The sequence below is a fragment of the Rhodococcus sp. EPR-147 genome (genome assembly GCF_001647185.1).
Taxonomy (GTDB): Bacteria; Actinomycetota; Actinomycetes; order Mycobacteriales; family Mycobacteriaceae; genus Rhodococcoides.
The window spans coordinates 1-10,875 of record NZ_LVCU01000396.1 but is presented as its reverse complement, the minus strand read 5'-3'; the positions used below and the strand labels follow the sequence as shown (position 1 = coordinate 10,875).

The following is a 10,875-nucleotide window of genomic DNA, read 5'->3' as shown; positions in this document are numbered from 1 at the left end:
CGACCTCAAATCCGACACCGCCGACGTTCTGACCGAGTTCGTCGTTCCGCTGCGGGAGCGGATGGACGGGTTCATGGCCGATGTGGCCGAACTCGACCGCATCCTCGCGTCCGGTGCGCATCGAGCCAGGGAAGTGGCGAGTCGAACGCTTGCTCAGGTGTACGACCGGGTGGGTTTCTTGCCGCCTGGCGCATAGCATTTTCGACACACCGGGTTTCGCTGTGCTGCGATGCGGCGACACCATCCGACAGCAGCCGACAACAGCGAGAAGGCGAGTGCCATGCCAGATTTCAAGGCGATCCTCGACGACCGGCGCAACCGGTGGCCGTGGCTCGATCACACTGTTGTCGCTGCGCAGCGGTACCAGGGTCAGAAGGGCGACTACTACGCGGCCGGCATGACGTACTTCAGTGTGCTGGCCCTGTTCCCGCTGCTGATGGTCGCATTCGCGATCGCCGGGTTCGTGCTGGTGAATCAGCCCGAGTGGCTTGCCGAGATACAGTCGCAGATTGCCGAGAACGTGCCGGGCAGCTTCGGCGAGACGATCAACTCGCTGATCCAGACGGCCATCGAGTCTCGGACGAGCGTCGGCATCATCGGTCTGCTCGGTGCGTTGTATGCGGGTCTCGGTTGGATCGCCAACCTGCGCGAGGCGCTGACCGCGATGTGGGAGAGCCAGCACGAGCAGGGCGGATTTCTGGCCACCAAGGCCAAGGACTTCGCCGCGCTGCTCGGGCTGGGAACCGCGCTCGTGCTGTCGTTGGCGTTGTCGGCACTGGCCGGAGGTGGCCTGATGCGCAGCATTCTCGAGTGGGCAAATCTCGATTCCGTTCCGGGAGTGGGCGTCGCACTGCGCGTGTTCTCCGTTCTACTTGCGCTGGCCGGTACCTGGGCGTTGTTCACCTGGGTGATCTCGAGGCTGCCGCGCGAGCCGGTGTCGTGGCGCAGCGCAGCCAAAGGTGCGCTGCTCGCTGCCGTCGGATTCGAGATCTTCAAGCAGCTCGGTGCCCTCTACCTGGCTTCGGTGACGAGCGGTCCTGCAGGAGTGGTCTTCGGACCGATCATCGGTCTGCTGGTGTTCGTGTTCACGACGTCGCGTCTCGTGTTGTTCTCCACGTCGTTCGCCGCGACGACTCGAGAAAGCTTGGCCGAAGCCCACGTTCCGGCCCCGGAGCCGGCGGTGATCAACACGAGGGTCGAGGTCAGTGAGGGGCCGGGCGTCACGGGCGGTCTGGCTCTGGTGGGTGCCGGTGCCCTCGCAGCTCTCGGTTTCGCGGGACTGCGCAACCGGCGTCGCTGATCAGCGGTTGCGCGACAGACGCCGAGCGCCCCACAACAGCCCGATCACCACGATCGACCCGAGGACACCGATCGCGATGCGAACGACGGTGTCGCCCTGAGCCTGCATCTCGGACTGGCGGGAGCTCGACCCCGACGCCGATGCCGGTGGCTGGGCGAGAGTCGGCGTGGCCTCGGGCGCTCGGGTGCTCGTCACCGCGGACGTCGACTGCGGCTCCACGAGCTCGCCGACGCCGCGGCTCGAATCGAGAGCGAACCCGTAGTCCAACAGGCGGGCCGCTTGCTCCCACGGCCGGATCGGCAGCACGTCTCCCTTCATGATCGTCACGACGAGGCGTCGACCGCCCCGCTCTGCTCCTGCGACGAACGTCTGGCGCGCATCGTCGGTGTACCCGGTCTTGCCGCCGAGTGCGCCCTGGTAGTTGTAGAGCAACTGATTGTCGTTGGAGAGGGTGAACCCGGGCCGGTCCTGGTCGTCCGGGGTCGTGGGATCCTTCGGGTAGCCGGGGAACTGAACCGTCTCGGTCGAAATCAGTTGCGCGAAAGTCGGATCACGCATGGCCGCGCGGTAGATCAACGCCAGATCGTAGGCAGAGCTCGCCATGCCGGGACCGTCGAGACCCGACGGCGTGGCGGTGCGCGTATCGAGCGCACCCAGTTCTGCGGCCTTGGCATTCATCTTGTCCACGGTGGCCGCGTCCCCGCCCAGCTGCCTGGACAACGCATGCGCTGCATCGTTTCCCGATGCCATCACCAGTCCCTGCATCAATTGGAGATTGGTGTACACACCGTTCTCGCCGATGCCGACGGCACTGCCCTCTGCATCGGCGTCCTCCGCGGTCGCGGTGATCTGGGTATCCAGGTTCAGCTCGTCGAGGGCAACGAGTGCGAGCAGCACCTTGATCGTGCTCGCCGGCCGATGCCGCCCGTGCGGATCCTTGGCGACCAGAACGGAGCCCGAGTCCATGTCGGCCACCACGAACCCGGTGGCCGAGATGTCCGCGGGCAACGGGGGAGCCCCGTCCGGCAGTACCGCTCCACACTCGGCGAGCCGATCCCCGCCGACGGCCTCGGCGGGAATCGGGAGTGGTTGCGGGGCAGTGCTTCCAGGGGCCGGTACCTCGGACAGGTCGATCGCCGGGGGCGGTGATGCGGCGAAGGGGCAGCTGTCGGTGTCGGGCGTCGTGAACGGCGGTGTCGTCGTCACCACCGGTGGCTCGGCGGCAGGTTGTGCCAGAGCCGGTCCACAGCCGAAGCCGACGAGAATCATCGACACTGCCGACGCGGCCACGCACACTCGAATCCTTTTCATCGCGAATCACCATAGGCGCTCGGGGGTCGGTCGACGTGGCGACCCACCGGCGCGCGTCGCCCGAACGACCACTCCGATCCTCGTCCCGACATCGTCAGCGGCGACGGCCGAATGCAGCCCCTCGCGCAGCGGCACGCGCCCGCCACCAGAATGAGAACTCGCTCATGTTGTCTTCCTTCGGTTCTCACGTTCGACAGCGATCGTTGAGTCATCACCGAAACGGTGGCCCACAGAACTCGAATCGAAGGAGCAGTCATGAGAATGCCGGCAAAGTTCATGATCGTCGGTGCAGCAGCCGTTCTCGTCACCCTCGGAAGCGTCGGCGCACTCGCGATCGCCGACGACGGCCCCGCCCAGCAGCGGCCGTCGTCGAGCTCGGTGGAACAGCCTCTGTCGGAGGCAGATTCGGCCTCGAACCCGCCGGCAGCGCCCCAGCAGCCCGCAACGAACCGGATCTCGGACGACCGTTACGACGACGACTGGGACGACTGGGACGATCGCAACGACGACCTGGACGACCGTTACGACGACGACTGGGACGATCGCGACGATGACCGGGACGATCTGAACGATCGCAGCGACGACAACAACGACGACCTGGACGACGACAACGACGATCGGGACGACGACAACGACCGGGACGACTGAGACTCGAGCAGTGGCGTCGGCACCGGCCGACGCCATTCATGTCTCGGACAGTCGGTACCCCATTCCGCGGACGGTCTCGATTCGTGTGGCACCGAATTTCGCCCGGAGGTAGCGGACGTAGACGTCGACGACGTTGGAGCCCGGGTCGAAGTCGTAGCCCCACACCTGCGACAGGAGTTGCTCTCGCGAGAGGACCTGGCCCGGGTGGCGCATGAAGGTCTCGGCGAGGGCGAACTCACGGGCCGACAGGTCGACAGTGCGGTCTCCCGCCACAGCTCGTCGAGTACGCAGGTCCAGGGTGAGGTCGGCGACGGTGAGCTGAGTGGTGTCGACGGTTCTCTTGGTGCCCAGGCGAACTCGGATGCGCGCCAGCAGCTCCTCGAACCGGAACGGTTTGGCCATGTAGTCGTCGGCGCCGGTCTCGAGACCGGACACCACGTCGTGGACGCTGTCGCGCGCAGTCAACACGATCACCGGTATCTCGCATTGCTCTCCGCGCAGTCGCTGCAGTACCTCGAAGCCGTCCATGTTCGGCAGACCGATGTCGAGTACCACCAGATCGAAGTCACCGCTGCGGGCGTGTTCGTAAGCGGATCTACCGTCGGAGACGGTGGTCGTGCTGAAGCCGCTCGCTCGGAGCCCCTTCTGGACGAACGAGGCGATGCGGGGTTCGTCTTCGGCGATCAGGATGCGGGCCATGGTCGATCTTTCTGCGAGGGAACGGAATCGGTCAGTGGGATCGTGATGGTGAACGTGGCACCGTGCCCCGGTGCGCTGCCGACACTCACCCGTCCGCGGTGGGCCTGTGCGATGGCGGTGACAATGGACAACCCGAGCCCCGCGCCCTCGGTGCGTCTGGTTCCGTTGCGACCGCGGGCGAAGCGCTCGAAGATTCGTTCCTGCTCGTCGCGCGCGATTCCCGGGCCCGAGTCGGTGACCCAGAACCGGATGTCACCGTCGGACAGTTGGGATCCGATGCCGACACGACTGCCGGGCATCGTGTGGTGAGTTGCGTTGTCCGCCAACGCCAGCAGCGCCTGGGTCAGCCGTTGTGCGTCGAGCGGCGCGTGGACGGTCGCGCTGGCCTCGAGCACCCATTCCCGGTCGGCGAGGGTGGTCACCTTGTCGAACACGCTTCGGGTGAGCGCGTCGACATCGGTGACGACGGGGTTGACGAAGCTCGTCTGGTCGGCTCGGGTGAGCAGCAACAGGTCCGCGACGAGCCGGTTCATCCGATCGAGTTCGTCGTCGACGAGCGCGACGGTATCGCGCACGTCGACGGGGTCGTCGTGGTCGAGCACGTCGAGATGGCCGCGGACGATGGTGATGGGAGTGCGGAGTTCGTGGCCCGCGTCGTCGAGAAATCGGCGTTGACTGGCCGCGCCGGACTCGATCCGATCGAGCATCGAGTTCAGTGTGTCGATCAGGGCTCCGATGTCGTCGCCTCGACCCGTTGTTCTGGCGTCGGTGATTCGGCCGGACAGGTCGGTCTCGGTGATCGTTCTGGCGGTTGCGGTGATGTGTCTGATCGGCGACATGATGCGGCCCGCGACCAACCACGCCCCCACTGCCGCCAGCACCGAGGTGACGCCGCCGACGACGAGCATCAAGGTCGCGGTCTCGTCGGCGGAGGCGCGTTCCTGATCTGCGAAGTACGCGGCGATCACGACCCCGGTCACCGGGTCGCCCGCCAGAGAGACCGGCACCGCGAGGTACACCACTTCACCTGCGGCGCTCGAGTACGAACCCTCGACGGGCGCGGTGACGGTCCCGACTTCGGCGGTGAAGCCGTTGTCGTCGGACAGTCGCACCGGTGCCTGCTGCCTGCTCTGCACGGCGAAAGCGCCGTCCACGTAGCCCAGGAACTTCTCGTTGGGGCGGGCGAGGTTGTAGGTGATCACCACGCGGAGCACGTCGTTGATGTCGTCGAACGGTGCGCCGGTTCCGGGATCGACGCCTGCGTCGGTGAGGGTGGTGAACTCGGCGAGCTCGGTGCGCAGCGATTCGCGCATGCGGTTGTCGGTGGCGCGGATCATGAGCAGCCAGGTGGTGACGGTGACGGCCGCCAGAGACGCCAACACCAGCAACAGGACCCACGAGAAGATGCGGCTCCTGGCGCTGGTCGGGCGTAGGGCAAGCAGTCGCGTCCGCATCACGTGGTCGGTCTTGCAGCAGGATCAGTCGTCGTCATCGTCATCCCAGTCGTCGTCGAAGTCATCGTCCCAGTCGGCAGGCGGCAGCGGCGGCGGGGGCACGAATCCGTCCGGTGCCACCGGCTGTGGCGCGGCGGTCGGCGCGGTGCTGGGCGCGGGCTCGCCCGGCTGTGGTGCACCGGGAACGGGTTGCGGAGTACCCGGGGCGGATTGCACGGGTGCGGCGGGTGCGACTATGGGTGCGGGCAACGGGGTCTGCTCGCCCGTCGATCGAGTCGTCAGCAATGCCACGACGAGCACGCCGAGCGTGAGCAGACCCAGGGCCGAGACGATGATGGTTCGCACACGGTCGAGTCTGATGACGGCGGATTGTGGCTACGTGAATCGGAGATGAGAGTTCTCTCATGTCGTCCGAGGTCCCGTGTCGTTCCGAATGCTTGTCGGTTGTTCGAGAGGAAATGCAATGAGGGTTCGGCAAAGGCGCGGACCGATCGCGGTCGGCGCGATCTGTGCGGTCGCGGCACTGACGGTCGCTGCTTGTTCGAGCACCGGTGGTGCTCCTCGATCGTCCGACGACGGAAGCAACGCGGGAGTGGCAAACACTCCGTCGGCGACGATCGCGATGATCACGCACGAGGTTCCCGGCGACACCTTCTGGGATCTGGTTCGAAAGGGTGCCGAGGCCGCCGCGGCCAAGGACAACATCGAACTGCGCTACTCCGCAGACCCCGAAGCGCCCAACCAGGCCAACCTCGTCCAGAGTGCGATCGACTCGAAGGTCGACGGTATCGCGGTCACGTTGGCCAAACCCGACGCGATGGCCCCCGCCGTCGAAGTAGCGACCGCCGCGGGGATACCGGTCGTCGCGTTCAATTCCGGTTACGAGTCCTGGAAGGACATGGGAGTCCAGCAGTACTTCGGCCAGGACGAGACCATCGCCGGCGAGGCCGCGGGTGCGCGGCTCACCGATGACGGTGCCCGCAAGACTCTGTGCATCATCCAGGAGCAGGGGGCGGTTGCCCTCGAGGCTCGCTGTGCCGGCGTGACGCAGGGCTTCGGAGGCACCACCGATATCCTGAACGTCAACAGCAAGGACATGCCGTCCGTCGAGTCGACCATCACCGCCAAGCTGCAGCAGGATCCGACCATCGACCACGTCATTGCCCTCGCCGCTCCGATCGCGCTGACTGCGGTGCAGTCGAAGAACAACGCGGGCAGCGACGCCACGATCGTCACGTTCGACACCAACGCCGCACTCGTCGACGCGATCGAGTCGGGCGACGTGGCGTGGGCCATCGATCAGCAGCCCTACCTGCAGGGTTACCTGGCCGTCGACTCGCTGTGGCTCTACCTCAACAACGGCAACACGATCGGCGGCGGAACCCCGGTGCTGACCGGGCCCGCGTTCATCGACTCGACCAACATCGACGCGGTCGCCGAGTACGCCCGCAACGGCACACGCTGAGTGCGTCGCTTCGGCGCGGAAGGAAGAGCATGTCCACACAGGCCGATCCGGCTCTGTCCGAACACACCGTGATCACCGATGAGCGAATCAAGAAGCAGAAACCGTTGCAGCGGTTGCTGATTCGCCCGGAGATCGGTGCCCTGTTCGGTGCGGTCGCCATCTTCGTCTTCTTCTGCATCGTGGCACCACCGTTTCGATCACCCGAGGCTCTCGCGACCGTGCTGTACGCATCCTCGACCATCGGCATCATGGCGATCGGGGTCTCGCTGTTGATGATCGGCGGAGAATTCGACCTCTCCACCGGAGTCGCGGTGACGTTCTCGTCGATCATGGCCTCCATGCTGGCCTACAACCTGCACCTCAACGTGTGGACAGGCTCGGCGCTGGCGCTGGTACTGGCACTGGCGGTCGGTTTCCTCAACGGATACCTGGTGATGACGACCAAGATTCCGTCGTTCCTGATCACGTTGGCGTCGTTTCTGATGCTCACCGGCGTCAATCTCGCCGTCACCAAACTCGTCACCGGCCAGGTCGCCACCCCATCCATCTCGGACATGGAGGGATTCGACTCGGCCAAGGCCTTCTTCTCGTCCTCGTTCTCGCTGCTGGGGGTCTCGGTCCGCATCACCGTCGTGTGGTGGATCGTGTTCACGCTCGCCGCAACCTGGGTGCTGATGAAGACCCGGGTCGGCAACTGGATCTTCGCCGTCGGCGGCAACCAGGAATCGGCGCGTGCCGTCGGCGTCCCGGTCACGAGGGTCAAGATCGGCCTGTTCGTGTTCGTCGGCTTCTGCGCCTGGTTCGTCGGCATGCACCTGCTGTTCGCCTTCGACACCGTGCAGTCCGGCCAAGGCGTGGGCAACGAATTCCTCTACATCATCGCCGCCGTCATCGGCGGCTGCCTGCTCACCGGTGGATACGGTACGGCTGTCGGTGCGTTCATCGGTGCGTTCATCTTCGGCATGACCAATCAGGGCATCGTGTACGCAGGCTGGAACCCGGACTGGTTCAAGTTCTTCCTCGGCGCGATGCTGCTGTTCGCAGTGATCGCGAACAGCTCCTTCCGCAACTACGCGGCGAAAAGGTGACCATGACGTCTTCCGCGAACACGCCCCTGATCGAGCTCAAAGGCGTCGGTAAGAGCTACGGCAACATCATCGCGCTGCACGGGATAGACCTGCGTGTCGGTGCCGGTGAGGTCACCTGCGTGCTCGGTGACAACGGCGCAGGCAAGTCCACTCTGATCAAGATCATGTCCGGTCTGCATGGCCAGTCGGAGGGGGAACTGCTCGTCGACGGCAAGGCGACAACGTTCGGCTCGCCGAAGCAGGCCGTGGAACAAGGCATATCGACGGTCTATCAGGACCTCGCGGTCGTTTCCCTGATGCCGGTGTGGCGCAACTTCTTTCTCGGCCAGGAGCTGCGCAGGGGCAAGATTTTCAAGACCCTGGACACCCACGCCATGCGCGCGAGAACCATCGACGAACTGCGCAAGATGGGTATCGATCTGCCCGACGTCGATGCCCCCATCGGCTCACTGTCCGGCGGTCAACGTCAGTGCGTGGCGATCGCTCGCGCCATCTTCTTCGGTGCGCGAGTGCTCATTCTCGATGAGCCGACCGCCGCTCTCGGCGTCAAGCAATCCGGCATGGTTCTCCGATACATCTCCGCGGCCAGGGAGAAGGGCTTCGGCGTCGTGTTCATCACCCACAATCCTCACCACGCGTACATGGTCGGAGACCACTTCGTCCTCCTCGATCGCGGACGTCAGACGCTGGACTGCGCGCACGACGACATCTCCCTCGACGATCTCACCAAGGAAATGGCGGGCGGCGACGAACTGGAGACCCTCTCCGACGAACTGCGTCGCTGACCGGTCCGCGGCCGCGGGCCCATGCGTGAGAATCGCGCGTGGCGGGTAGAAGACCGATAGCGGTGCCCGATGGAGGTGCCAGACGAAGGAGCCGAACATGAGCGAGCACGAGCCCCTCGGACCACTGTCGCCGGACTATCTCGAATCCGATTTCTTCGGATATCAGAGCATGCTCGACGACGCCGAGATCGAGGTGGTCCTGCGTACCCGTCGGTTCCTGCAGGACGAGGTCGCGCCGAGGGCGAACGAATTCTGGGAGAAGGCCACCTCTCCGGTGCACCTGATGCCGAAGATCGCCGAACTCGAAATCGCCGGTCTCGGTTACGCATTCGAGGACCGCAAGGCCTCACGCAAGCTGCTCACCGGCTGGCTCGAAATGGAGTTCGCGCGGGTCGATCCGTCGACGGGAACGATGTTCAGCGTGCACAGTTCGCTGGCGATGAGCAGTATCTCGATTCTGGGCTCCGAGGAGCAGCGCGAACGGTGGTTGCCTGCCATGCGTCGAATGGAGAAGATCGGCGCGTTCGGCCTGTCCGAACCGCACGGTGGCTCCGATGTCGCAGGCGGGCTGGAGACCACTGCCCGCCTCGACGGTGATCACTGGATCCTCAACGGCAGCAAGCGGTGGATCGGCAACGCCACCTTCGCCGATCTGACCATCGTTTTCGCCAAGGACGAGGCCGACGGCGAGGTCAAGGGCTTCGTCGTGGAGCAAGGATTCGAAGGCTTCCGGGCCGAGAAGATCGAGGGCAAGTACTCGCTCCGCGCGGTGGAGAACGCCGACATCCATCTGGAGAACTGCCGAGTCCCGGTCGGCAACAAGCTTGCCGAGGCCAACTCGTTCGCCGACACTGCGAAGGTGCTTCGGCTGACGCGCGGGGGAGTGGCCTTTCAAGCCGTGGGCGTGATGATGGGCGCGTACGAGCGGGCCGTGGCGTATGCGCGCGAACGCGAACAGTTCGGATCTCCGATCGCCTCGTTCCAGCTGATCTCCGACCTGATCGCCCGCATGACGGCGAACATCACCGCCGCGCTCGGGATGGCGATTCGTGTCGCTCAGTTGCAGGACAACGGCGTCCACCAAGACGAGCATGCGGCGCTCGCGAAGACGTTCTGTACGACGCGGCTGCGCGAGACGGTGGGTTGGGCCCGAGAGATCCTGGGCGGCAACGGAATTCTGATCGAGCACGACGTCATCAGATTCTTCGCCGATGCCGAGGCCCTGTACTCCTACGAGGGAACCGCGCAGATCAACAATCTGATCGTCGGCCGCGGAGTGACCGGCTTCGGCGCGTTCGTCTGACGTAGAACGTCGAAAGGCCCCTCCGCGTGTGCGAAGGGGCCTTTCGACTGCGGGGGGAGTTGTCAGCGTGCGAAGAGCAACGCTCGCTTGACTTCCTGGATCGCCTTGGTCACCTGGATGCCGCGAGGGCATGCGTCGGTGCAGTTGAAGGTGGTGCGGCAACGCCACACACCCTCGACGTCGTTGAGGATGTCCAGACGCTCGGTTGCACCCTCGTCACGGCTGTCGAAGATGAACCGGTGTGCGTTGACGATGGCAGCCGGACCGAAGTAGCTGCCGTCGCTCCAGAACACGGGGCACGAGGTGGTGCAGCACGCGCACAGGATGCACTTGGTGGTGTCGTCGAAGCGGGCGCGGTCCGCAGCGGACTGGATCCGCTCTCGGGTCGGCTCGTTGCCGGTCGTCATCAGGAACGGCTTCACGGCGCGGAACGCGTCGAAGAAGGGTTCCATGTCGACGATGAGGTCCTTCTCCACCGGCAGACCCTTGATGGGCTCGATGGTGATGTTCAGCGTCTTCGACGAGTCCTTGGGGAGCATGTCGCGCATGAGCACCTTGCAGGCGAGACGGTTGACACCGTTGATCCGCATCGCGTCGCTGCCGCAGACACCGTGTGCGCACGAACGACGGAACGTCAGGGTGCCGTCCAGGTAGCCCTTCACGTACAGCAGCAGGTTGAGCAGACGGTCGGTGGCCAGTGTGGGGACCTGGAAGGTGTCCCAGCGCTGACCGTCACCGCTCTCGGGATTGAAGCGCGCGATCTTGAGGTTGACCATCACCGCGCCCTCGGGGACGGGTGGCAGATCGGACTCGTTGGACTTC

Annotated in this window: 11 protein-coding genes and 1 pseudogene; 7 read left to right on the top strand and 5 right to left on the bottom strand. The window is 65.0% G+C overall.

The window, feature by feature from the left end:
* Positions 1–196: pseudogene (locus tag A2J02_RS17795) on the top strand (tryptophan--tRNA ligase); the annotation flags it as partial.
* Between the two features lie 84 nt (positions 197–280).
* Positions 281–1,300 carry an inner membrane protein YhjD gene (yhjD, locus tag A2J02_RS17790; protein WP_068051712.1) on the top strand — a complete coding sequence of 340 codons (1,020 nt, stop codon included), beginning with the start codon at positions 281–283 and terminating at the stop codon, positions 1,298–1,300.
* Here yhjD and A2J02_RS17785 read toward each other — a convergent pair whose 3' ends face one another.
* A complete protein-coding gene (locus A2J02_RS17785) occupies positions 1,301–2,611 on the bottom strand; it encodes a D-alanyl-D-alanine carboxypeptidase family protein (protein WP_068051703.1) in 1,311 nt (436 codons plus the stop codon).
* Between the two features lie 255 nt (positions 2,612–2,866).
* Here A2J02_RS17785 and A2J02_RS27790 point away from each other — a divergent pair, with 255 nt between their 5' ends.
* Positions 2,867–3,259, top strand: coding sequence for a hypothetical protein (locus tag A2J02_RS27790; RefSeq protein ID WP_156516275.1), 393 nt, complete (start codon positions 2,867–2,869; stop codon positions 3,257–3,259).
* A 36-nt stretch (positions 3,260–3,295) separates the two neighbouring features.
* Here the strand turns inward: A2J02_RS27790 and A2J02_RS17775 are convergent, their stop codons facing one another.
* From A2J02_RS17775 to A2J02_RS17765, 3 genes are read right to left on the bottom strand one after another with little or no spacing between them, the layout of a single operon-like run.
* Positions 3,296–3,958 carry a response regulator transcription factor gene (locus A2J02_RS17775; protein ID WP_068051697.1) on the bottom strand — a complete coding sequence of 221 codons (663 nt, stop codon included), beginning with the start codon at positions 3,956–3,958 and terminating at the stop codon, positions 3,296–3,298.
* Entirely contained in the window at positions 3,943–5,412 is a 1,470-nt protein-coding gene (locus A2J02_RS17770; RefSeq protein WP_068051709.1) for a sensor histidine kinase, read from the bottom strand. The genes A2J02_RS17775 and A2J02_RS17770 overlap by 16 nt, the downstream gene beginning before the upstream one ends.
* A gap of 24 nt (positions 5,413–5,436) precedes the next feature.
* Entirely contained in the window at positions 5,437–5,757 is a 321-nt protein-coding gene (locus A2J02_RS17765) for a hypothetical protein (protein WP_068051693.1), read from the bottom strand.
* A 118-nt stretch (positions 5,758–5,875) separates the two neighbouring features.
* On the opposite strand from A2J02_RS17765, the gene A2J02_RS17760 reads away from it, so the two are divergent.
* The 4 genes from A2J02_RS17760 (at position 5,876) to A2J02_RS17745 (ending at position 10,053) form a co-directional block, all read left to right on the top strand.
* The gene (locus A2J02_RS17760) at positions 5,876–6,877 is read left to right on the top strand and encodes a substrate-binding domain-containing protein (protein WP_068051690.1); all 1,002 of its coding nucleotides are present in this window, start codon (positions 5,876–5,878) and stop codon (positions 6,875–6,877) included.
* Between the two features lie 29 nt (positions 6,878–6,906).
* A complete protein-coding gene (locus A2J02_RS17755) occupies positions 6,907–7,965 on the top strand; it encodes an ABC transporter permease (RefSeq protein WP_068051688.1) in 1,059 nt (352 codons plus the stop codon).
* Between the two features lie 2 nt (positions 7,966–7,967).
* Positions 7,968–8,750: an ATP-binding cassette domain-containing protein gene (locus A2J02_RS17750; protein WP_068051706.1), complete on the top strand. Its 783-nt coding sequence runs from the start codon at positions 7,968–7,970 to the stop codon at positions 8,748–8,750.
* Positions 8,751–8,847: 97 nt separating this feature from the next.
* Positions 8,848–10,053, top strand: coding sequence for an acyl-CoA dehydrogenase family protein (locus tag A2J02_RS17745; RefSeq protein WP_068051685.1), 1,206 nt, complete (start codon positions 8,848–8,850; stop codon positions 10,051–10,053).
* Positions 10,054–10,115: 62 nt separating this feature from the next.
* Here the strand turns inward: A2J02_RS17745 and A2J02_RS17740 are convergent, their stop codons facing one another.
* Positions 10,116–10,856, bottom strand: coding sequence for a succinate dehydrogenase iron-sulfur subunit (locus A2J02_RS17740; protein ID WP_082899527.1), 741 nt, complete (start codon positions 10,854–10,856; stop codon positions 10,116–10,118).
* Positions 10,857–10,875: the final 19 nt, after the last annotated feature.